This window comes from Vibrio sp. 1069 (genome assembly GCF_033340555.1).
Genome location: NZ_JAWOWP010000556.1, coordinates 1 through 614, shown reverse-complemented (window position 1 = coordinate 614; position 614 = coordinate 1). Strand labels below are relative to the sequence as shown.

General features: G+C 42.7%; 2 protein-coding genes. Both read right to left on the bottom strand.

Annotation, left to right across the window (positions count from 1 at the left end; all coding sequences use genetic code 11):
• On the bottom strand, positions 1-417 hold a 417-nt coding region (locus R7040_RS27710; protein WP_318097780.1), incomplete at its 3' end, for a cellulose synthase operon protein YhjQ/BcsQ.
• Complete coding sequence (locus tag R7040_RS27705) at positions 414-611, bottom strand: hypothetical protein (RefSeq protein WP_169650268.1); 198 nt, start codon at positions 609-611, stop codon at positions 414-416. The genes R7040_RS27710 and R7040_RS27705, both read right to left, overlap by 4 nt.
• Between the last annotated feature and the right edge of the window lie 3 nt (positions 612-614).

Below are 614 nucleotides of genomic sequence, written 5' to 3'. Positions count from 1 at the left end.
AAAAGATCGCACTTCAGGATCAGTAAGCTCTGCTAAGTCGGCGTGAAAAAGCAGCCACTGCTCACCACGGTTTTCGCTCACTTGCAACGTCATTTCACCTAGCATTGATAGATAGTGAGAACGCTCATTAAAAAACGCTTTTAACTGCTCAGAATTCAGATGGCCAAACGGTAAAAAAAGTGCACCTTGTGGGCTTTCATAACCAGCCTGGGTCCAAGGCTTATCTAAAAGAAGTTGTTTCGCCCAGCCTCCTTGCTCTTCCCTCGGCAAGCCAAGATGAGCTTGCAGTAAACTATTAGGCACCACCTCAATGGCCAGTACCTGTTTATTTATCTTAACTAACGCTTGTGCCAAATTCGCAGCGACGGTCGTTGAGCCACAACCACCTTTTAAACTAACAAAAAGAAGGCGTTTCATATCGCTTCCGTTTCTAAACCTTTCTGCTTATTACGCGCTTGAGGCAGAACATTACGAGCACTGTTGGCTTGAAAGACCAACCACTTATTTTTAGCTTGCACGTAAGACTCGTTTTCTGTTGTTTCAATATACTTATGTTGAGATAAGTTATAAGAAGAGTAGATCGAATTAATATCTTTTGCAGACTCAGTCATAAC

Coding starts and splice junctions, on each gene's coding strand:
- R7040_RS27705 (WP_169650268.1), bottom strand. CDS start 611: ATGACTGAGTCTGCAAAAGATATTAATTCGATCTACTCTTCTTATAAC.